The following is a 20,530-nucleotide window of genomic DNA, read 5'->3' on the forward strand; positions in this document are numbered from 1 at the left end:
GGAACCGGCCCTTATGGCATGACCTGCTGCTGCCGCGATTTACTGATAGTCGCTCATCGGCACGCAGGAGCAGAACAGATTGCGGTCGCCAAACACATCATCCAGACGCTTCACGGTTGGCCAGTATTTATTGTGGCTGCCCGCCGGGAAGACCGCCAGTTCACGGCTGTAAGGATGTGACCACTCACTGACGATTTCCAGCTGGGTGTGCGGCGCATTCACCAGCGGGTTGTCGTCCAGCGGCCATTCACCTGCCGTTACCCGGTCAATCTCCATGCGGATCGCCAGCATCGCATCAATAAAGCGATCCAGTTCGATTTTGCTCTCAGATTCAGTCGGCTCGACCATCAGCGTGCCAGCCACCGGGAAGGACATGGTCGGCGCATGGAACCCGTAGTCGATCAGGCGCTTGGCAATATCCAGTTCACTGATGCCGGTCTGCTCTTTCAATGGGCGAATGTCGAGGATACATTCGTGCGCCACGCGACCGTCACGGCCGGTGTAGAGCACCGGATAGGCAGACTGCAGGCGGCTGGCGATGTAGTTGGCATTCAGAATGGCAACCGAGCTGGCCTGTTTCAGCCCCTCTGCGCCCATCATGCGGATGTACATCCAGCTGATAGGCAGAATGGAGGCACTGCCAAAGGGTGCTGCGGATACCGCGCCCTGCTGGGTCAGCACACCGTCGATCTGCACCACGCTGTGTCCCGGCACAAACGGAGCCAGATGCGCCTTGACGCCAATCGGTCCCATACCCGGACCGCCACCGCCGTGCGGAATGCAGAAAGTTTTATGCAGATTGAGGTGCGACACATCCGCGCCAATATAGCCCGGCGTGGTGATACCGACCTGCGCATTCATGTTTGCGCCATCCAGATAAACCTGGCCGCCATACTGATGCACAATCTGGCACACTTCACGGATAGTTTCTTCATAAACACCGTGGGTGGACGGATACGTCACCATGATGCAGGAAAGCTTATCACCCGCCTGAGCCGCTTTTTCACGCAGATCGCCAAGGTCGATATTGCCCTGTTTATCGCAGGCCACCACCACCACGTCCATGCCCGCCATCTGGGCTGATGCCGGGTTAGTCCCGTGCGCTGAACTCGGGATCAGGCAAAGATGACGATCGCTCTCACCGCGACTTTCATGATAGCGACGGATCGCCAGCAGTCCCGCATATTCACCCTGTGCGCCGGAGTTCGGCTGCATACAGAGTGCATCATAGCCGGTGAGCTGCACCAGCCACTGCGAAAGCTGGCCGATCATCTGCAGATAGCCTGTGGCCTGTTCCGCCGGGCAGAACGGATGCAGCTCCGCAAATTCCGGCCAGGTGATCGGGATCATCTCGGCGGCAGCATTGAGCTTCATGGTGCAGGAGCCCAGCGGGATCATCGCCTGATTCAGCGCCAGATCCTTTTTCTCCAGGCTGTGCATGTAACGCATCATCTCGGTTTCGCTGTGATGACGGTTGAACACCGGATGCGTCAGGATAGCGCTATGGCGTTGCAGGCCCGCAGGAATCGCATGGCTTTCGCTGGCAACTTCGCTGTCGAGCTTTTCCAGATCCTGGCCGTGTTCATCACCCAGCAGAATCTCGAACAGCGCCAGAATATCGTCACGGCAGGTTGTTTCGTCCAGCGTGATGCCAACGGCGTTGTGAATGTCGCTGCGCAGGTTAACGCCAAAGCTCAGGGCACGGTTCAGCACGGCGGCTTTATCTGCAACTTCCACCGTCAGCGTATCGAACCAGTGCTGATGGCGCAGCTTCAGGCCGCCCTGCTGAAGTCCCGCAGCCAGAATAGTCGTCAGGCGGTGAATGCGTGAGGCAATGCGTTTCAGACCGGCCGGGCCGTGGAATACCGCGTAGAGACCGGCGATGTTTGCCAGCAACACCTGCGAAGTACAGATGTTGGAGTTGGCCTTTTCACGACGGATGTGTTGTTCACGGGTCTGCATCGCCATGCGCAGCGCCGTGTTGCCAGCGGCATCACGCGAAACACCAATGATGCGGCCTGGCATGGAGCGTTTATGCTCGTCGCGGCTGGCGAAGAAGGCCGCATGAGGACCGCCGTAACCCATTGGCACGCCAAAGCGCTGCGCTGAACCAAAGACGATATCTGCGCCCTGCTGGCCTGGCGCTTCCAGTAACACCAGTGACATAAAGTCCGCCGCCACGCTGACCACCACTTTGCGTGCTTTCAGCCCGGCAATCAGCGCACGGTAGTCATGCGCTTCACCGGTGGTGCCCACCTGTTGCAGCAGCACACCAAACAGGTCGTCGTGATCGGCCGCTTTGTCCGCGCGATCAATAATCAGTTCGAAGCCGAACGTCTCTGCGCGGGTTCGCACCACATCCAGCGTCTGCGGATGAATATCATCAGCAATAAAGAATTTATTGGCGTTTTTGAGCTTACTGACGCGTTTTGCCATCGCCATCGCTTCGGCAGCAGCCGTGGCTTCGTCCAGCAGTGAGGCGGATGCGATATCCATGCCGGTGAGGTCCAGCGTCAACTGCTGGAAATTCAGCAGCGCCTCCAGACGGCCCTGAGAAACTTCGGGCTGATAGGGCGTGTAGGCCGTGTACCAGCCTGGATTCTCCAGCATATTTCGCAGGATGACCGGCGGGGTGATCACCGCGCTGTAGCCCATACCGATCCAGGATTTGTAACGCAGATTCTGGCTGGCAATCGCTTTCAGCTCGGCCAGCGCCTGCTGTTCAGTGGCGGCTTCACCTACCGCTGGCGGGCCTGGCAGCTGAATGTCTGCCGGTACAATCGTGCTGATTAACGCGTCCAGCGAACGGGCACCAATAGCATCAAGCATCTGCGCCTGCTGCTCAGGAGAAGGACCGATATGGCGCTCAATAAATGCACCGTTATGTTCAAGCTGGCTGAGAGTCTGAGTCATTTGCAGTAAATCCTGAATCGGGCTGGGGGAACCGGAGAGCAAACAGAAATCTGCGGCCTCTGCACGAGGCCGCCTGACGATTACTCGTCGATGGAGGCTTTGTAAGCATCCGCATCCAGCAGCGTGTCAATTTCAGACTCGTCGCTGGCTTTGATTTTGAATAACCAGCCGCCGTCATAAGGCTCGCTGTTGACCTGCTCCGGTGAGTCAGTCAGGGCATCGTTAACCGCCACAATCTCACCGCTGACGGGTGCATAGATATCTGAGGCCGCTTTAACGGATTCAGCAACCGCGCACTCTTCACCCGCGGCAAACGTCGCGCCGACTTCAGGCAGATCGACAAACACCATGTCGCCCAGTAACTCCTGCGCATGTTCCGTGATTCCCACGGTGTAGCTGCCATCAGCTTCTTTGCGCACCCATTCGTGGCTGTCGCGGTACTTCAACGTATTCGGCACATTGCTCATTGGCCATTTCTCCTGAATAAAAGTTACTGGGCGACCGGTTTACCGGCGCGGACAAAAACGGGACGGGTAACCTGGACCGGCATCTGGCGGTTACGGATCTCAACGATTGCGGTGCTGCCGATAGTGGCCGGAACACGCGCCAGAGCAATGCTGTAACCCAGCGTTGGTGAGAAAGAACCACTGGTGATGATGCCTTCCTGCCGTTGCCCCTGATCATCAGTAAAACGCACCGGCAGGCCGTTACGCAGCACCCCTTTTTCTGTGAGGATCAGTCCCACCAGCTTTTCAGTACCGCGCTCACGCTGCAGTTCCAGTGCTTCCCGGCCAATGAAATCGCGGTCAGTGGGCTCCAGGCAGACGGTCCAGCCCATATTGGCTGCCAGCGGTGAAACGCCTTCATCCATCTCCTGACCGTAAAGATTCATGCCTGCCTCCAGACGCAGCGTGTCGCGCGCGCCCAGTCCGGCAGGTTTGACACCTGCGGCCAGCAGACGCTGCCAGAAACCCGCCGCCTCGCCTGCGGGCAGGGCAATCTCATATCCCGCTTCGCCGGTATAGCCCGTCGTGGCAATGAACAGGTCACCTGACTGAACGCCGAAGAACGGCTTCATGCCCGCGACAGCCTGACGCTGTTCTTCGCTGAACAGCGTCTGCGCTTTCTGCTGCGCCTGCGGACCCTGCACTGCAATCAGCGCCAGGTCATCGCGTTCGGTGAGCGTAATGCCGTAACCCTGCGCGTGCTGCGTGATCCAGGCGAGATCCTTTTCACGGGTGGCGGAGTTCACCACCAGCCGGAAAAACGATTCGCTCATAAAGTAAACAATTAAATCGTCAATGACGCCACCTGATGCATTCAGCATGCCGGTGTAAAGCGCTTTGCCTGGCTGCGTCAGTTTTGCCACATCATTTGCCAGCAGGTAGCGCAGGAATTCGCGGGTACGCGGGCCCGTCAGGTCGACAATGGTCATGTGAGAGACATCAAACATGCCAGCATCGCTGCGGACCAGATGATGTTCATCCATCTGGGAGCCATAGTGCAGCGGCATCATCCAGCCATGAAAATCCACCATGCGGGCACCGCAGGCCTGATGCTGTTCAAACAGAGGTGTTTGCTGAGTCATAACCATCCTGTGCAGAAGCGAGTGGGTGCAAAAGTGCGCCGGGATTCAGTGCCGACGCAAACGTTCTCTTACGGCTGACGTTACCACCGAATCTGACGATTAACCATAAGCAAAACGGGGTCGAAAGCCGATGCACAGCCTAACCAGGAATGGCAGGCCACAGGATAAAAAACTGCAATTTTGTGATTAATCGCGCAATAAATGCAGGGCTTTCAAATATGCACAGCAAATTTATGCGGGATAGCGTCCAGGATGTTAAAAAGATCTTGCAGCCAGATGCGTTATGCATGAGATAAAGTAATGCGAATTCTGGCGCAAAATTAGAATAAATCAAACGAAGAACCCTGCTGGTGCAGCGTTGCCTTTTCGTGGTGCAGAGGGAGATTCAGACATAAAAAAAGCCAGCAGACGCTGGCTTATCAGAAGAGCGGAATTAGCGTAGCCAGGCGGGCAAATCGTTCAGACCCATCGCCTGCTTCAGCATCATCGGTTTTACGCCTGGCAGGCGATCAGCCAGTTTCAGACCGACGTCGCGCAGCAGTTTTTTCGCCGGATTGTTGCCCGCGAACATTTCCCGGAAGCCCTGCATTCCCGCCAGCATCATGGCGGCGCTGTGCTTGCGGCTGCGCTCGTAGCGACGCAGATACAGGTGCTGGCCAATGTCTTTGCCCTGCTGATGCAGACGGCGAATCTCTCCGATCAGCTCAGCGGCATCCATAAAGCCAAGGTTAACACCCTGACCCGCCAGCGGATGAATGGTGTGAGCCGCATCGCCTACCAGCGCCAGACGATGTGCCGCGAAGTTGCGGGCATAGCGTGCGACCAGCGGGAACGACTTACGCTCGCTTTCCAGCTGGCACAGGCCGAGTCGCATATCAAATGCCACCGAAAGTTGCTGATTGAACAGCGCTTCCGGCATGGTTTCCAGACGGCTCGCTTCCTGCGGCGAGAGCGACCAGACGATGGAACTCAGATGCGGATCCTGCAGGGGCAGGAAAGCCAGAATGCCGTCGCCGTGGAACACCTGGCGCGCCACTGCGTCGTGCGGCTTCTCAGTGCGAACGTTAGCCACTAACGCATGGTGGTCGTAATCCCAGAAGGTCAGTGGAATATCGGCTTTATTGCGCAGCCAGGAGTTGGCACCGTCGGCGGCAATCAGTAAGCGCGCGCTTAACATGCTGCCATCCTGCAGGGTAATAAAGGCTTCGTTGTCGCCAAATGCCACCTGCTGTAGCTGCGAGGGTGCCATCAGCGTCACGTCACTGCAGGCGCTGGCGCGTTGCCAGAGCGCGTTGTGGATCACCGGATTTTCGATGATATGGCCCAGATGCGACAAGCCCTGCTGCTGGTCATCAAAGGCGATGGTACCGAAACTGTCTTTATCCCACACTTCCATGCCGTGATATGCGCGGCAGCGCAGCGAAAGAATCGTGGACCAGACATCCAGCTTCTGCAGCAGCCGTTCGCTGGCGGCGTTGATTGCCGAGACGCGAACTGACGGTGACGCACTCAGCACCAGCGGGGGCTCTGACGATTTTTCCAGTACGGCGATGCGCAGTCCGCTGCCCTGCAAGCCGCAGGCCACTGCCAGTCCCACCATACCGCCACCGGCAATCACCACATCAAAAGTTTGCATCTGAGCCTCTTTATTAACGCTTAACCCAGCCAAGCGTGCGCTCAGCCAGTTGATTTCGTAGCCACGGCAGATGATCCATCGCCAGCAGGCCCAGGTTACGCCCTGCCACCAGCGGACCATAGTGATTCGCAAAGACGCGAACCAGTCCGTCGGTGATACCGATGGTCGCCGCACGATCGGGCTGACGCCGCTGCTGATAGTCGTTCAGCACCGCATAGCTGCCGGGGTCCTGCTGCTGCCGATGGGCGGCGGCCAGGGTTTCAGCCAGCGACATCACATCGCGCAGACCCAGGTTAAAACCCTGTCCGGCAATCGGATGCAGCGTCTGCGCCGCGTTACCCACCACGGCAACGCGATGCGTTACTGGCGTCGTCGCCTGCTGCAGCGCCAGCGGATAATATTCACGCTGGCCGGTATGCGTGAATTTGCCCAGTCGCCAGCCGAATGCACGCTGCAACTGGCTGAGGAATTCAGCCTCGCTCCACTTCTCTATCTGCTCACGCTGCGAGAGTGGATGGCACCAGACCAGCGACAGACGGTTGCCGGACATGGGCAGCAGCGCCAGCGGGCCATGCCCGGTAAAACGTTCAAAGGCGCGGCCCTGATGAGGCAGCGCGGTGGAAACATTGGCTATTACCGCGAGCTGCTGATAGTCATCCCGTTGCCACTGAATGCCGCACGAGGCGGCCAGGGCAGAGCGCGTGCCATCTGCGGCCACCAGCAGTTTGCCGCTGAGTTTTTCACCCCTGTCCAGCGTGACTTCAACCTGCTCTTCACTGCGGCTTGCCTGGGTGACCCGCGCCGGACACCGCAGGGTTACGCCTGGCGCTTTTTTCAGCTCAGCAAACAGGCGCTGGCCGACATCAAACAGCTCAACAACCTGTCCCAGCGCCGGAATCGCGTAATCAGCCGCCGCCAGCGACACAAAGCCAGCGTGACCGCGATCGGACACATGGATGTCGGTAATCGGCGTGGCACAACTGGCGATGCGCTGCCACAGGTTGATGTCCGCCAGCTGCTGGCAGGTGCCGGCAGAGAGCGCAATCGCACGGCCATCGAAACCGGGATGCGCCCGGCTACCGGGCTCACTGCTTTCAATCAGCGTCACCGGCAGGGTGCCCTGGGTGAGATGGGAGATCGCCAGCGCCAGCGTCGCCCCGGTCATGCCGCCTCCGGCAATCAGAATCGTCATGCCTGTTTTGCCGCCGCCATCAGTGCCTCGATTGCATCGGGCTCTTTCACCACGCTGTCGGTGAGATTTTCGATGCCCGCTTCAGTGATCACAATGTCATCTTCAATACGGACGCCAATGCCGCGATACTGCGCGGGAACGTCCGCATCCGGTCCGATATAAAGACCCGGCTCAACAGTTAACACCATGCCCGGTTCCAGAATCCGGTCGCGGCTCGGCGTGCCGTAGTGGCCAACGTCGTGCACATCCAGCCCCAGCCAGTGCCCCAGGCCATGCATGTAGAACTGACGATGCGCATCTTCAGCGATCAGGGTATCAACGTCGCCTTCCAGAATGCCCAGCTCCACCAGGCCGGTGACCATAATGCGCACCACTTCATCATTCACTTCACGAATGCTGATGCCGGGCCGGAACAGCGCAAGCGCCCGGTTCAGTGAAGCCAGCACGATGTCATAAATCGCACGCTGTGCCGGACTGAATTTGCCGTTAACCGGGAAGGTACGGGTGATATCGCCCGCGTAGCCGTGGAATTCACAGCCTGCATCGATCAGCACCAGTTCGCCATCCCGCATTTCACTTTCGTTTTCGGTGTAGTGCAGAATGCAGCCGTTCTCTCCGGCCCCCACGATAGTGTTGTAGGAGGGATAACGCGCGCCATGGCGGGTAAATTCGTGATGAATCTCCCCTTCAAGCTGGTACTCGAACATGCCGGGCTGGCAGGCTTGCATAGCGCGGGTATGCGCCAGTGCGCTGATTTCCCCGGCGCGGCGTAACAGCGCCATCTCATCCGCATCTTTAAACAGGCGCATCTCATGCACCCACGGACGCCAGTCGGTGACGGTGGCAGGCGCACTGAGATTCTGGCGAAAACCGCGACGCAGCGTATCCATCGCGCTGAACACCAGCGTATCCGCATGGGCGTATTCGCCCTGCGCATGGTAAATCACATCCAGGCCATTCAGCAGCAGGTGGAGCTGTTCACCGATATCGTTCCAGGGCAAGGCGCGATCAACACCGAGTTTGTCTGGGGCCGCCTCCTGGCCCAGCCGACGGCCAGACCAGACTTCCGCTGCCGGGTCACGCACGCGGTTAAACAGCACGCTGTGGTTGTGATTTTCATCGCTTTTGATCAGCACCAGTAGTGCGTGTGGCTCATTGAAACCGGTGAAATACCAGAAGTCGCTGCTCTGGCGGAACGGATATTCGGTGTCATTGCTGCGCGTCACTTCAGGCGCAGCAAAGATTAACGCTGCACTGCCTGGCACCATCTTCGCCAGCAGCGCCTGACGACGCTGCAGGAATCGTTCCAGTGAAATCATCTCTGCACTCCCTGTAAACTGACCGGTTAGACTCGTTGACCTGAACTTAGTGTAGCGTCGGTTTTTGCACTTCTGGCGCGGTAGGCTGCGGCCGGGTAAACGTATCGTGGCAGAGCAGTGCGGCCACGCGCACATATTCAATCACCTCTTCCAGCGACTGCTCCAGCTCTTCCTGGTCTTCATCTTCTTCGTAACCGAGCTGTGCGATAGTACGCAGATCGTCGATTGCTTCGCCGGTTTCGCCGGTGACTTTATCCAGTTTAGGCTGTGTGACGCCCAGGCCGAGCAGAAAATGGTTAACCCAGCCCGCCAGCGCATCCGCACGGTCAAATACGGTGATGTCATCGTCAGCAGGCAGCAGCAGCTGGAACAGGAAGCCGTCATCTTCCAGCGTGGTCGCCGTATGCTCATGCAGCGCCGCCAGCGGCACAGCAAGAGTGTGTGAAAACGCCATGCCTTCGTTAGCCAGATCGTGTACCAGCGTTTTCCAGCTGGTGTCCTGGTTGCCGCCGCAAAGGATCCCGCTCAGCAGGCCGTGCATTTCTGCGGGCGTCATTCCAACGCCCTGCTGTGAAAGCACTGCCGCGAGCGCGTTGTAATCGGGGGTTGCGTTCTGTAAGGACATAAGTTTTCATCGTCGTTGGCAGAATAAGTTCGTGTTATGCTACCACTAGCTGCCTCAAGGTTTCCAGAAAAGGGGTTGTATCTTATTTCGTGGGTCTATATAGTTGCCCGCCTCCCAAGCCATTGACTGCTAAGGGAGTTGCGAGCGAAGTAATCAGTCAGGAAGGTGGCATGTCTGCACAACCGGTAGATTTACAAATTTTTGGTCGTTCGTTGAGAGTGAATTGTCCGCCAGAGCAGCAAGATGCGCTCAATAGTGCGGCTGAAGATCTCAATCAACGGTTGCAAGATCTAAAAGTTCGCACTAGAGTCACAAATACAGAACAACTGGTGTTCATCGCCGCGTTAAACGTCTGCCACGAGCTGGCGCAAGAGAAAGTGAAAACGCGCGATTATGCTGCTAATATGGAACAGCGCATTCGTATGCTGCAGCAGACAATTGAACAGGCACTGGTTGAGCAAGGTCGCATCTCTGAGCGTGAGGGTGCGAAGTTCGAATAAAACTTCATGGTTGCTACAGTCAAAGTAACGGTGAGGTAAATTTTCTCTGAGATGTTTGCATGTGGGCCAGTCCCCTGAGCCGATATTTCGAAAAAACAGAATGTGACGCTCTGTAACCTGTGTGCATGCTCGGTTCGTCCGAGAAGCCTGATGGTTACGACGGCATGTTCACCTTGAACCAAGGGTTCAAGGGTTACAGCCTACGGCGGCATCTCGGAGATCTCCCTTTCTGCAGTCCTGCTTCACTCCCCGGACCGACATGTTATAGTCGCTTATCAGCGGCTAATCCGGCGGGGAAATCATGTCTGAACCTTCCATATCAGCACCTTCAATGTTACAGCGTCAGGCGATTCGTCAGCAGGTACGTCATCTTCGTCGTGCGATGACGGATGAGCAGCAGGCCCAGGCGGCTGAGCAACTCGCTGAACTTGCCCTTAACTACGCCCCGCTCTCAGCCGCACGCACTATTGCTCTGTTTTTATCGGTTGATGGGGAGCTGAATACCCGCCCGCTGATCGCCCGGCTCTGGCACCTTAAGAAAGCGGTCTATCTGCCGGTTTTACATCCTTTCTCCCCCGGTAATCTGCTGTTTTTGCGCTACTCGCCCGAAACGCCATTGCGCCTGAATAAACTTCGCATTCCCGAACCGATGCTCGATATCCGGCAGTTGATCACGCTTGATCAGCTGGATCTGATGATGGTGCCGCTGGTGGCGTTTGATCAGCAGGGGCAGCGACTGGGGATGGGCGGCGGTTTCTACGATCGGACCCTGCAGAACTGGCGACAGCACGGTTTTTTGCCCGTCGGTCTGGCACACGACTGTCAGCAGGTTGATACACTGCCGGTGGCGGAATGGGATGTGCCTTTGCCTGCGGTGATGACACCGTCAAAACTCTGGCAGTGGGAGTAGAAGTGTTAAGAAACAGGCGCAGTGAAGCGCCTGAGATTACTGGCATTGCTGCCCTGTTAGCGGTGAGATTTATCAGATTCAGGTGTCTCAATAGCCTGTAGCGCCACTAAACGCTACAGGCTGTAACGATCCGCTTAGTAAAGCAGACGGGCGCGGATGGTGCCCGGAATGGCTTTCATCAGCTGCAGCGCGTTCTCAGCCACTTCTGGCTCTGCATCAATATCGATGACCACATAGCCCATAAACGGCGAGGTTTGCAGATACTGGGCGGCGATGTTGATGCCCTGCTCAGCAAAAATCTGGTTGATGGCCGTCAGCACGCCGGGACGGTTCTCATGGATGTGCAGCAGACGACTGGCACTGATACCGTGAATCGGCAACGACACTTCCGGGAAATTCACCGCTGACAGGGTTGAACCGTTATCGGAATATTTCGCCAGCTTGCCTGCGACTTCAATCCCGATATTCTCCTGCGCTTCTTCCGTCGACCCGCCAATGTGTGGCGTCAGGATCACGTTGTCGAACTCACTGAGCGGAGAGATAAAGGGATCGCTGTTAGTCGCCGGTTCGACCGGGAAGACGTCGATGGCAGCGCCACCGACATGCTTACTGGCCAGCGCATCACACAGCGCCGGGATATCCACTACCGTACCGCGTGAGGCGTTAATCAGCAGCGCACCAGGCTTCATCTGCGCCAGCTGCTCTGCACCCATCATATTCTGTGTAGAGACGGTTTCAGGGACGTGCAGGCTGACAACGTCGCTCATGTTGAGCAAATCTGCCATATGACGTACCTGCGTGGCATTACCCAGCGGCAGCTTATTTTCAATGTCGTAGAAGAAGACATGCATGCCCAGGCTTTCTGCCAGGACGCCCAGCTGCATCCCGATATGACCGTAGCCGATGATACCCAGCTTTTTGCCACGCGCTTCAAATGAGCCTTTGGCATTTTTATTCCAGATGCCACGGTGTGCTTTCGCATTCGCTTCCGGGATGCCACGCAGCATCAGCAGCATCTCGCCAATGACCAGCTCAGCCACCGAACGGGTGTTAGAGAACGGCGCATTAAATACCGGGATACCCCGGCTGGCAGCCGCCTGCAGATCAACCTGGTTAGTACCGATACAGAAACAGCCAACGGCGACCAGCTTTTCGGCCGCCGCAAAAATCTCTTCAGTGAGCTGGGAGCGGGAACGGATACCAATGAAGTGCGCATCGCGGATTGATGCTTTTAACGCGTCGGAGTCCAGTGCGCCCTTGTGGAATTCGATGTTGGTATAGCCTGCAGCCCGCAGGTTCTCCAGCGCGCTCTGATGGACACCTTCCACCAGCAGGAACTTAATCTTATCTTTTTCCAGTGATACCTTTGCCATTTCCCGATCCTATTCAGCATTCAATGAGGACTACCATAAGCCAGCCTTCTGTCAAAATATCAAAAAAATCGCGTCCGGCAATACAAACGATTGCCCGGCAGCCAGCACGGCAACGGCTGGCAACCGCACATTGCCGGACAAAATCGTGAAGTCGGTAAATAAGAGAGAATGAACCCGCTGCCGATGACGCTTATGTGACATAAGTCACCAAATTTCACCGACGCGAGAAAAGATGATTTGCAGGCAGAAATAACCGGCGCCGCCCCGACGCCGGACAGATCATTTTTTGATGGTTTTCACGCCATCTGGTCCGCCGATCAATGCGATATCGGCTCCGCGCGCGGCAAACAGGCCAACGGTGACCACGCCAGGCAGCGCATTGATGGCTTTTTCCAGCTCGATGGGATCGAGAATACGCAGATTATGCACATCGAGAATAATGTTGCCGTTATCCGTGACCACGTTCTGACGATACTCAGGCAGGCCACCCATTTTCACCAGCTCACGCGCCACGTAACTCCGCGCCATGGGAATCACTTCCACAGGCAGCGGGAACCGACCCAGTACATCCACCTCTTTTGAGGCGTCAGCGATACAGATAAAGGTCCTGGCTACCGCGGCCACAATTTTTTCACGCGTCAGCGCTGCCCCACCGCCTTTGATCATCTGCATCTGTGGATTGATCTCATCCGCGCCGTCAACGTACACCGACAGCTCGTCAATCTCGTTCAGGTCGAACACCTGAATGCCCAGGCTTTTCAGCTTCTGGGTAGAGGCATCTGAGCTGGAGACGGCACCTTCGATCTGATGCCTGACCGTGGCAAGCGCATCAATAAAGTGGGCAGCCGTGGATCCGGTGCCTACGCCAACAACGGTGCCCGGCTGCACGTAGTCAAGTGCAGCCCAGCCAACGGCTTTTTTCAGTTCATCCTGGGTCATGGTATGTTTAAAACCTGTGCGACAACGAAGTGCGCGTAGTATAAAACAAGGCTTGCTGAAAATGCTCGGCTGACCGATGTGGATTTATCGCTTTGGAAGCCAGCCCACAAAAAACAAGAGAGCCATCACAGGTGATACTTTTGTGGCATAGTGACGTCCACCCTGAAGGAGAGAAAAGAACAATGAAACGCCCGGATTATCGAACGCTTCAGGCGCTGGATTCAGTGATCCGCGAACGCGGGTTTGAGCGTGCCGCACAAAAGCTGTGTATCACCCAGTCGGCAGTTTCACAGCGTATCAAGCAGCTGGAGAACCTGTTTGGTCAGCCGCTGCTGGTGCGCACCGTGCCGCCGCGTCCGACCGAACAGGGGCAAAAACTGCTGGCGTTACTGCATCAGGTGGAACTGCTGGAAGAGGAGTGGCTGGGCGATGAGAACAGTGGGACGACGCCGCTGCTGCTGTCGCTGGCGGTCAATGCGGACAGTCTGGCGACCTGGCTGCTGCCCGCACTGAAAGATGTGCTGGCAGACTCACCGGTGCGTCTGAATCTGCAGGTTGAGGATGAAACCCGCACGCAGGAGCGTCTGCGTCGGGGTGAAGTGGTGGGTGCGGTGAGTATTCAGCCGCAGCCGCTGCCGAGCTGCCTCGTGGATCAGCTCGGCGCGCTCGACTATCTGTTTGTGGCGTCACGCGATTTTGCCGACCGGTTCTTCCCAAACGGCGTTACCCGCTCTGCCCTGCTGAAAGCGCCTGCGGTGGCGTTTGACCACCTGGATGACATGCATCAGGCCTTCCTGCAGCAGAACTTTGACCTCTCTCCGGGCAGCGTCCCCTGCCACATCGTGAACTCCTCTGAAGCCTTTGTGCAGATGGCACGACAGGGTTCGACCTGCTGTATGATCCCGCATCTGCAGATTGAGCGTGAGCTGGCGAGCGGAGAGTTAATCGATTTGACGCCGGGGCTGTGTCAGCGCCGGATGCTCTACTGGCATCGGTTTGCACCGGAAAGCCGGTTAATGCGTCGGGTGACCGATGCGCTGATTGCGCATGGCCATCGGGTTCTGCGTCAGGATGATGTCGCGGCCTGAAAACAAAAACGGGGCGAAAGCCCCGTTTTGCATTATGGCGTGTTGGGCTTAAGCTCAAACACCACATCAACCTGATCGTCAAAGTTGATGCTCTGCTGATCGTAGGTCTCCTGCGCCGAAGTATCTGCTGCCGCAGCCGCTTTATACATGCGGTTCATAGGCATCGGCTGATAGTTGGCGACCTGATAACGGATGCTGTAGATCGATCCCAGCTTCGCATTGAAGCCTTCAGCCAGCTGAGATGCCTGCTGGGTGGCGTTTTTAATCGCCGCTTTACGCGCCTGATCTTTGTAGCTTTCCGGGTTTGCCACGCCCAATTCAACGCTACGCACCTCATTCAGACCTGACTTCAGCGCCCCATCCAGCAGGTCATTCAGCTTGTCCAGCTGGCGCAGGGTTACCTGAACCTGACGCACTGCACGGTAGCCTTTCAGGACCGATTTACCCTCTTTGGTGTAATCGTACTCTGGCTGCGTGCTCAGGTTAGCCGCATCGATATCTTTCTTCTCGATACCGTTTTTCTGCAGAAAATCGAAATATTGCGCAACCCGGCTATCCGCCTGCTTTTTCGCATCTGCGGCATCTTTCGACGACACGTTCACCACGATAGAGATCGTCGCGATATCAGGACGGGCATCGACCGTTGCCTTGCCTGAGGTCACCACGTGCGGTCCGTTGGGTAACTCATCAGCGTGTACGCCAGGCAATGCCCCGGCGCTCATGATTGCGGCCAGAGCCAATGCTTTCAGTTTCATGAAAGTCCTCCTTGAAAAGGTCACTATGACGGCTTCCAACCGGCGAAGCCCGACAGCGCATCGGTATGCGCCATGCTTTGAGTGGTCATTATGGCAAAAGTTCGCCCGCAGCGCGGCAATTACCGCGATGGATCAGGGCTGAGATCAAAAACCCGTCATGCCCTGGCGCGCCAGCTGCAAAGCGATAAACCACATTACCGCGCCGACCAGAAGGTTGATTATGCGCTGTGCTTTCGCAGTGCGCAGGCGCGGTGACAGCCACGCGGCCAGCAGCGCCAGACCGAAGAACCAGAGGATCGATGCGCTGATGGTACCCAGCGCGAACCACTGACGTGCCGTGGTGGTCGGCAACTGACCGCCCAGACTGCCCAGCACCACAAAGGTGTCGAGATAGACGTGCGGATTGAGCCAGGTTACCGCCAGCAGCGTCGCGATAATACGCCCCCTGCTCTGCTTTAACGGCTCGCCATCCGCCATATCGGCGTCCCCCCGGTACGCACTTTGAAGCGCACCCCAGCCATACCAGAGCAGAAACGCCACGCCCGCCCAGGTGATCACCATCAGCAGCAGAGGAGACTGGCTCAGCAACGCGCTGCCGCCAAAGATGCCGCCGCATATCAGCAGAATATCGCTCAGCGAACAGAGTGCCGCCGTCATCAGATGATAGTGACGCTTCACGCCCTGATTCATCACAAAAGCGTTCTGCGGCCCCAGCGGCAGGATCAGTGCAGCACCCAGGGCAAGCCCCTGAAAGTAGAGAGATAACACAGGATTACGTCCTCACATGGTCAGATGTGGAGAAGTATAAAGAGAGGGGATGATTAGCGGAAATTGAAAGAATTAATCTGCGATTAGAGAAATTAATGGGCGACAGACGCCGCCCATCGACTGATTACTGCGGCTGAACCTGCGTCTCTGCGGCTTCAGGCGCGGATTTCTGATGCAGATGCACATCCATCTGCGGGAAAGGAATGCCAATGCCTTTTGAATCCAGCGTACGCTTGAAGTTCTTCAGCAGGTCCCAGTAAACGTCCTGCAGGTCTCCACTGTTGCTCCAGCAGCGCACCACAAAGTTCATTGAAGACGCGGCCAGTTCGTTAAGACCGATCTGAATGCCCTTCTCTTTCAGTACGCGGCTGTCGGCTTCAACAACCTGCTTCAGTAAGGCGATCACTTCATCCACATCGGCTTCATAGGCGACGCCAATGATAAATTCATTGCGGCGAACCGGCTCACGCGAGAAGTTGACGATGTTTCCGCTGATAATCTTGCCGTTTGGCACCACAACGAATTTGCCATCAGCCGTTCTGAGTGTGGTGGAAAAAATCTGCACATGCAGCACGGTTCCCATCACGCCACCCAGGTCAACAAACTCGCCGGTACGGAACGGACGGAATGTGACCAGCAGTACGCCTGCGGCCAGGTTTGAAAGCGACCCCTGTAAGGCCAGACCCACAGCAAGACCGGCGGCACCCAGCACGGCAATCACCGACGCCGTCTGCACCCCAATACGTCCCAGCGCGGCGATAATGGTAAAGGCGATAACGCCGTAGCGCACCAGTGCAGAGAGGAAATCCGCTACCGTCGCGTCAATATGACGGGCGCGTAACAGGCGGTTGACCGTGTTAGAGATAATGCGGGCGATAATCATCCCGACAATAATGATGGCGATAGCGGCAACGATATTAACCGCATAGCTGAGGATCAGTGCCTGATTGCGTATCAGCCAGTTGCCTGCGTTATTGATGCCGTCGACGACGTGTAACTCTTCCATTAATAAGCCCTGTTGTTAGATTCCCACCGGGGAATGAAAAAACTGCCAGATGTAATCCGACACCCTGCTACCAAGGGTAATCAATTATGAGCTGAATCGCCAAACTGCCCGGCGTTTAAGCCCCCGATTTCCGGAAATGATGCATAAAAAAAGGCCCTTTCGGGCCTTTTTTGTACAGTAACCACGAATCAGTTACAGAACGTCGACAGCGTTAAGCTCTTTGAAAGCCTGCTCCAGACGCACGACCATTGAGGCCTGCGCAGAACGCAGCCAGACGCGTGGGTCGTAGTATTTTTTGTTTGGCTTGTCGTCGCCTTCCGGGTTACCCAGCTGCGACTGCAGATAGCCTTCGTTCTTTTTGTAGTACTGCAGGATGCCATCCCAGGTTGCCCACTGGGTGTCGGTATCGATGTTCATCTTGATCACGCCGTAGCTGATAGACTCTTCGATTTCTGCAGCTGAAGAACCTGAACCGCCGTGGAAAACGAAGTCCAGCGCGTTGTGCGGCAGGCCATGTTTTTCACACACATATTTCTGCGAATCACGCAGAATGGTTGGGGTCAGTTTCACGTTACCTGGCTTGTAAACGCCGTGCACGTTACCGAATGAGGCCGCAATGGTGAAGCGCGGGCTGATAGCATGCAGTTTTTCGTACGCGTAGTTCACATCTTCTGGCTGGGTGTAAAGTGCAGACGCGTCCATATGGCTGTTGTCCACGCCATCTTCTTCACCGCCTGTGCAGCCCAGTTCGATTTCCAGGGTCATGTCGAGTTTCGCCATGCGCGCCAGGTATTTGCTGCTGATCTCGATGTTCTCTTCCAGAGACTCTTCTGACAGGTCGATCATGTGAGAAGAGAACAGCGGCTTACCGTTTTTCTGGAAGTATTCTTCACCTGCGTCCAGCAGACCGTCGATCCATGGCAGCAGTTTCTTGGCACAGTGGTCGGTGTGCAGGATAACCGGCACGCCATACTGCTCAGCCATCAGGTGAACATGGTGTGCACCTGCGATAGCGCCGAAAATGGCCGCGCCCTGTGGCTTGTCAGTTTTGAAGCCTTTACCTGCGATAAAGGCGGCACCGCCGTTAGAGAACTGGATGATGATTGGCGCTTTAACTTTCGCAGCGGCTTCCAGTGCGGCATTGATAGAGTCGGTGCCGACGCAGTTTACGGCTGGCAGTGCGAATTTGTTCTCTTTCGCAACTTTGAAGATCTTCTGAACGTCATCACCAGTGACGACGCCGGGTTTTACGAAATCAAAAATTTTAGACATGATTGTGTCCTGTTTCGTGACCGTTGTTCCCCTTGAGGAACCCCGATTTAAACGCCCAGACGGGCAAGACTTCAGGCGATGCCACCAGGCATCGCCCCCAAAGGATTACTGCTTCGCACGCTCTTCCAGCATAGCAACTGCAGGCAGTTTTTTGCCTTCCACGAACTCAAGGAACGCGCCGCCGCCGGTAGAGATGTAGGAAATTTTGTCTTCAATGCCGAACAGGTCGATAGCCGCTAAGGTATCGCCGCCGCCAGCAACAGAGAAGGCATCGCTGTCTGCAATGGCGTTAGCCACGATCTCAGTGCCTTTACGGAAGTTAGGGAACTCAAACACGCCCACCGGGCCGTTCCACAGGATGGTTTTAGCGTCCTTCAGAATGGCTGCCATGGCCTGCGCAGTTTCATCGCCAAAGTCCATAATCTCTTCGTTATCTGCGACTTCCGAAACCTTTTTCACGGTCGCTGGCGCAGTTTCAGAGAATTCTGTGCCGACACGTGAGTCAGTCGGAACCGGGATACCGTGCTGGTCGCGCAGGCCTTTGGCCGCTTCAACGAAGTCTGGCTCATAAAGTGATTTACCGACTTTGTTGTCGATAGCCACGAAGGTGTTGGCAATGCCGCCGCCCACAATCACGGTGTCCGCGATTTTGACCAGTGACTGCAGCACGTCAAATTTGGTTGAGACTTTAGAACCGCCGACGACAGCCACCAGCGGACGCTCAGGATTGCTCATGACTTTACCCAGCGCTTCCAGTTCGGCAGAAAGCAGCGGACCTGCACAGGCGATAGGGGCGAATTTGCCCACGCCGTGGGTCGACGCCTGCGCACGGTGCGCAGTACCAAAGGCGTCCATCACGAATACGTCGCACAGCGCAGCATATTTTTTAGACAGCGCTTCGTCGTCTTTCTTTTCGCCTTTGTTAAAGCGAACGTTTTCCAGCACAACCAGTTCGCCCGCGCCGACGTCAACGCCATCGAGGTAATCTTTAGCCAGGGTCACATTGGTGCCGCTCAGCTTCTCTTTCAGGTAGTTAACTACCGGCAGCAGCGAGAACTCTTCGTTGTATTCACCTTCAGTCGGACGACCCAGGTGAGAGGTAACCATCACTTTCGCGCCCTGTTTCAACGCCGCTTCAATGGTTGGCAGAGAAGCACGGATACGTGCATCAGACGTCACTTTACCTTCTTTAACCGGAACGTTCAGATCGGCACGGATCAGAACGCGTTTGCCAGCCAGATCCAGATCGGTCATCTTAATTACAGACATGGTGAACCCTCTCGTTGATTCTCATAAGTTTTGCCAGACGCAAACCGCGTCTTACCTGAAACCGCTTGCGGCCATCGCTAACGTCGTGTCGAGCATTCGGTTAGCAAAGCCCCATTCGTTGTCACACCAGACCAGGGTCTTGATAAGGTGTTGACCGCTGACCCGCGTTTGTGTTCCATCCACAATGGCACTGTGCGGATCATGGTTAAAATCGACTGAGACTAACGGTAATTCCGTATAGTCAACTATACCACGAAATGCCCCTTCTGCCGCGCTTCGCAACAGGGTGTTAACGTCACACGCTGACACGGCGTTATGCACAGAAACGCTGAGATCAATGGCCGTCACGTTGATGGTCGGGACGCGAACGGCTATCGCCTCAAAGCGATCGTTGAATTTCGGAAAAATACGGGTAATGCCTGCCGCCAGACGCGTATCCACCGGGATGATCGACTGACTGGCAGCGCGCGTGCGGCGCAGATCGCTGTGATAGGCGTCGATCACCTGCTGATCGTGCATCGCCGAGTGGATCGTGGTGACGGTGCCGGATTCGATTCCATACGCATCGTCCAGAAGCTTAATCACCGGAATAATGCAGTTCGTCGTACAGGACGCGTTGGAAACGATGCAGTCGCTGGCGGTCAGTGCCTGCTGGTTAACGCCATACACCACCGTGGCGTCGAGATCGTTGCCGCCGGGATGGGAGAACAGCACTTTTCGGGCACCAGCCTGCAGATGCGCTTCGCCATCAGCGCGTGAACCATAGACGCCGGTGCAGTCCAGCACCACATCCACGTCGAGTTCACGCCACGGCAGGTCGGCAATGGCTGCACGATGCAAAATGCGCAGGGTATCGCCACCCACCCACATGACATCGCGCTCCTGACGGACATCGAAAGCAAAACGGCCATGGCTGGTATCGTACTTCAGCAGATGCGCCATACCGGTGGCCTCTGCCAGCTCGTTAATTGCGACCACGGTGATCTCTGCACGCCGGCCCGTTTCATACAGCGCGCGCAGGACGTTGCGTCCAATCCGGCCGAAACCATTTATCGCTACCCGTACCGTCATTTCTCTCCTGCCACGTCAGACTGAAAAAAACGTGCCGTTAGCCTGAGCGTTTCACTGCATTTTGTACAGGAGATTCTTACCCGGCATTGTCCGAAATCAGGCCGGTCTGCGCAGCGACTGAAACGGTTCAGCCACAATAATAGAAGGAAGGAATAACAGGAATGACTGTGATCAATCTGACTGCTTAAATTTGGATCTGCGTCACAAATTCTGGCTATTGTCAGTTATTACTGGAGGAATAATAAGAACCCGGGACGAAAACTTTGTCCCGGGTTTAGTACTGCCAGACGGAACCTTCCCGCCTGG

At 56.2% G+C, this 20,530-nt stretch carries 18 protein-coding genes and 1 other RNA gene; 4 read left to right on the forward strand and 15 right to left on the reverse strand.

Annotated elements, in window-relative coordinates:
* Positions 1-39: 39 nt before the first annotated feature.
* The 7 genes from gcvP to N5J69_RS13135 all read right to left on the reverse strand — a co-directional run bounded on the left by gcvP (position 40) and on the right by N5J69_RS13135 (position 9,273).
* Entirely contained in the window at positions 40-2,913 is a 2,874-nt protein-coding gene (gcvP, locus tag N5J69_RS13105) for an aminomethyl-transferring glycine dehydrogenase (RefSeq protein ID WP_279770865.1), read from the reverse strand.
* 80 nt (positions 2,914-2,993) lie between these two features.
* The gene (gene gcvH / locus N5J69_RS13110) at positions 2,994-3,380 is read right to left on the reverse strand and encodes a glycine cleavage system protein GcvH (protein ID WP_279770866.1); all 387 of its coding nucleotides are present in this window, start codon (positions 3,378-3,380) and stop codon (positions 2,994-2,996) included.
* 23 nt (positions 3,381-3,403) lie between these two features.
* Positions 3,404-4,501, reverse strand: a complete 1,098-nt coding sequence (gene gcvT / locus N5J69_RS13115; RefSeq protein WP_279770867.1) for a glycine cleavage system aminomethyltransferase GcvT — start codon at positions 4,499-4,501, stop codon at positions 3,404-3,406.
* A gap of 433 nt (positions 4,502-4,934) precedes the next feature.
* Positions 4,935-6,137, reverse strand: a complete 1,203-nt coding sequence (gene ubiI / locus N5J69_RS13120; RefSeq protein WP_279770868.1) for an FAD-dependent 2-octaprenylphenol hydroxylase — start codon at positions 6,135-6,137, stop codon at positions 4,935-4,937.
* Between the two features lie 13 nt (positions 6,138-6,150).
* Entirely contained in the window at positions 6,151-7,329 is a 1,179-nt protein-coding gene (gene ubiH / locus N5J69_RS13125; protein WP_279770869.1) for a 2-octaprenyl-6-methoxyphenyl hydroxylase, read from the reverse strand.
* Positions 7,326-8,648 (reverse strand): Xaa-Pro aminopeptidase, encoded by a 1,323-nt coding sequence (gene pepP, locus N5J69_RS13130; RefSeq protein ID WP_279770871.1) that lies wholly within the window; start codon positions 8,646-8,648, stop codon positions 7,326-7,328. The genes ubiH and pepP overlap by 4 nt, the downstream gene beginning before the upstream one ends.
* Positions 8,649-8,694: 46 nt before the next feature.
* Entirely contained in the window at positions 8,695-9,273 is a 579-nt protein-coding gene (locus tag N5J69_RS13135) for a YecA family protein (protein WP_279770872.1), read from the reverse strand.
* Between the two features lie 170 nt (positions 9,274-9,443).
* Between N5J69_RS13135 and zapA the strand changes: the two genes are divergently transcribed.
* The 3 genes from zapA to N5J69_RS13150 all read left to right on the forward strand — a co-directional run bounded on the left by zapA (position 9,444) and on the right by N5J69_RS13150 (position 10,683).
* A complete protein-coding gene (gene zapA, locus N5J69_RS13140) occupies positions 9,444-9,773 on the forward strand; it encodes a cell division protein ZapA (protein ID WP_008925677.1) in 330 nt (109 codons plus the stop codon).
* Positions 9,774-9,813: 40 nt separating this feature from the next.
* A non-coding RNA gene (ssrS, locus tag N5J69_RS13145) (6S RNA) lies at positions 9,814-9,997 on the forward strand.
* 92 nt (positions 9,998-10,089) lie between these two features.
* On the forward strand, positions 10,090-10,683 hold the full coding sequence (locus N5J69_RS13150) for a 5-formyltetrahydrofolate cyclo-ligase (RefSeq protein WP_279771214.1): 594 nt from the start codon (positions 10,090-10,092) through the stop codon (positions 10,681-10,683).
* Positions 10,684-10,817: 134 nt separating this feature from the next.
* Here the strand turns inward: N5J69_RS13150 and serA are convergent, their stop codons facing one another.
* Both serA and rpiA read right to left on the reverse strand, forming a co-directional pair.
* The gene (gene serA, locus N5J69_RS13155) at positions 10,818-12,056 is read right to left on the reverse strand and encodes a phosphoglycerate dehydrogenase (RefSeq protein ID WP_279770874.1); all 1,239 of its coding nucleotides are present in this window, start codon (positions 12,054-12,056) and stop codon (positions 10,818-10,820) included.
* Between the two features lie 279 nt (positions 12,057-12,335).
* Positions 12,336-12,995 carry a ribose-5-phosphate isomerase RpiA gene (gene rpiA / locus N5J69_RS13160; RefSeq protein ID WP_279770877.1) on the reverse strand — a complete coding sequence of 220 codons (660 nt, stop codon included), beginning with the start codon at positions 12,993-12,995 and terminating at the stop codon, positions 12,336-12,338.
* Positions 12,996-13,177: 182 nt separating this feature from the next.
* Between rpiA and N5J69_RS13165 the strand changes: the two genes are divergently transcribed.
* Entirely contained in the window at positions 13,178-14,083 is a 906-nt protein-coding gene (locus tag N5J69_RS13165) for a LysR family transcriptional regulator ArgP (protein WP_010248822.1), read from the forward strand.
* A 32-nt stretch (positions 14,084-14,115) separates the two neighbouring features.
* Here N5J69_RS13165 and N5J69_RS13170 read toward each other — a convergent pair whose 3' ends face one another.
* The 6 genes from N5J69_RS13170 to epd all read right to left on the reverse strand — a co-directional run bounded on the left by N5J69_RS13170 (position 14,116) and on the right by epd (position 20,224).
* Complete coding sequence (locus N5J69_RS13170; RefSeq protein WP_279770879.1) at positions 14,116-14,838, reverse strand: oxidative stress defense protein; 723 nt, start codon at positions 14,836-14,838, stop codon at positions 14,116-14,118.
* 144 nt (positions 14,839-14,982) lie between these two features.
* Positions 14,983-15,606, reverse strand: a complete 624-nt coding sequence (gene argO / locus N5J69_RS13175; protein WP_279770881.1) for an arginine exporter ArgO — start codon at positions 15,604-15,606, stop codon at positions 14,983-14,985.
* 124 nt (positions 15,607-15,730) lie between these two features.
* A complete protein-coding gene (gene mscS, locus N5J69_RS13180) occupies positions 15,731-16,612 on the reverse strand; it encodes a small-conductance mechanosensitive channel MscS (RefSeq protein ID WP_279770883.1) in 882 nt (293 codons plus the stop codon).
* Positions 16,613-16,804: 192 nt separating this feature from the next.
* Complete coding sequence (fbaA, locus tag N5J69_RS13185) at positions 16,805-17,884, reverse strand: class II fructose-bisphosphate aldolase (protein WP_013358958.1); 1,080 nt, start codon at positions 17,882-17,884, stop codon at positions 16,805-16,807.
* A 105-nt stretch (positions 17,885-17,989) separates the two neighbouring features.
* The gene (pgk, locus tag N5J69_RS13190) at positions 17,990-19,153 is read right to left on the reverse strand and encodes a phosphoglycerate kinase (protein ID WP_279770886.1); all 1,164 of its coding nucleotides are present in this window, start codon (positions 19,151-19,153) and stop codon (positions 17,990-17,992) included.
* 51 nt (positions 19,154-19,204) lie between these two features.
* The gene (epd, locus tag N5J69_RS13195) at positions 19,205-20,224 is read right to left on the reverse strand and encodes an erythrose-4-phosphate dehydrogenase (RefSeq protein WP_279770888.1); all 1,020 of its coding nucleotides are present in this window, start codon (positions 20,222-20,224) and stop codon (positions 19,205-19,207) included.
* Positions 20,225-20,530 lie beyond the last annotated feature (306 nt).

Source organism: Pantoea sp. GD03673, from assembly GCF_029844725.1.
Lineage (GTDB): Bacteria > Pseudomonadota > Gammaproteobacteria > Enterobacterales > Enterobacteriaceae > Pantoea.

Coding starts and splice junctions, on each gene's coding strand:
- N5J69_RS13135 (WP_279770872.1), bottom strand. CDS start 9,273: ATGTCCTTACAGAACGCAACCCCCGATTACAACGCGCTCGCGGCAGTG.
- N5J69_RS13170 (WP_279770879.1), bottom strand. CDS start 14,838: ATGAAACTGAAAGCATTGGCTCTGGCCGCAATCATGAGCGCCGGGGCA.
- gcvH (WP_279770866.1), bottom strand. CDS start 3,380: ATGAGCAATGTGCCGAATACGTTGAAGTACCGCGACAGCCACGAATGG.
- ubiH (WP_279770869.1), bottom strand. CDS start 7,329: ATGACGATTCTGATTGCCGGAGGCGGCATGACCGGGGCGACGCTGGCG.
- epd (WP_279770888.1), bottom strand. CDS start 20,224: ATGACGGTACGGGTAGCGATAAATGGTTTCGGCCGGATTGGACGCAAC.
- pgk (WP_279770886.1), bottom strand. CDS start 19,153: ATGTCTGTAATTAAGATGACCGATCTGGATCTGGCTGGCAAACGCGTT.
- gcvT (WP_279770867.1), bottom strand. CDS start 4,501: ATGACTCAGCAAACACCTCTGTTTGAACAGCATCAGGCCTGCGGTGCC.
- zapA (WP_008925677.1), top strand. CDS start 9,444: ATGTCTGCACAACCGGTAGATTTACAAATTTTTGGTCGTTCGTTGAGA.
- N5J69_RS13165 (WP_010248822.1), top strand. CDS start 13,178: ATGAAACGCCCGGATTATCGAACGCTTCAGGCGCTGGATTCAGTGATC.
- serA (WP_279770874.1), bottom strand. CDS start 12,056: ATGGCAAAGGTATCACTGGAAAAAGATAAGATTAAGTTCCTGCTGGTG.
- rpiA (WP_279770877.1), bottom strand. CDS start 12,995: ATGACCCAGGATGAACTGAAAAAAGCCGTTGGCTGGGCTGCACTTGAC.
- ubiI (WP_279770868.1), bottom strand. CDS start 6,137: ATGCAAACTTTTGATGTGGTGATTGCCGGTGGCGGTATGGTGGGACTG.
- fbaA (WP_013358958.1), bottom strand. CDS start 17,884: ATGTCTAAAATTTTTGATTTCGTAAAACCCGGCGTCGTCACTGGTGAT.
- gcvP (WP_279770865.1), bottom strand. CDS start 2,913: ATGACTCAGACTCTCAGCCAGCTTGAACATAACGGTGCATTTATTGAG.
- mscS (WP_279770883.1), bottom strand. CDS start 16,612: ATGGAAGAGTTACACGTCGTCGACGGCATCAATAACGCAGGCAACTGG.
- pepP (WP_279770871.1), bottom strand. CDS start 8,648: ATGATTTCACTGGAACGATTCCTGCAGCGTCGTCAGGCGCTGCTGGCG.